This window comes from Vescimonas sanitatis (assembly GCF_049060325.1).
GTDB lineage: Bacteria > Bacillota > Clostridia > Oscillospirales > Oscillospiraceae > Vescimonas > Vescimonas sanitatis.
In genome coordinates, this window is sequence record NZ_JBMGPW010000063.1 from 1 (window position 1) to 300 (window position 300).

Below are 300 nucleotides of genomic sequence, written 5' to 3' on the forward strand. Positions count from 1 at the left end.
GGCAGAAGCCGCCGTCACTTTGCGGCGCAATGGTGGGACAGGCTGTGCCCGGAGAATACCAACCGGGGCGATCTGCTGCATTTTGTGCGGCAGCTTACCGACCACGCGCCCCTGCGGCTGTGCCTTTATGGTTTCCTGTCCGGCTTTCTGTACGGCTGGATCATGAACCTGTATTTCATCATCGGCTACGTCAGCCCCCTTACCTGGCAGACGATAGGCGCGGCCTATCTATCCAGCTTTTTCTTCGATTTCTGTCACGGGCTGTGTACGTTTCTGGTACTGTGGGCGCTGGGCGACCCG

Annotated in this window: 1 pseudogene; it reads left to right on the forward strand. The window is 59.0% G+C overall.

From position 1 onward, the window contains the following. Nucleotides 1-300 (forward strand): annotated as a pseudogene (locus ACOMDU_RS13870) (hypothetical protein); the annotation flags it as partial.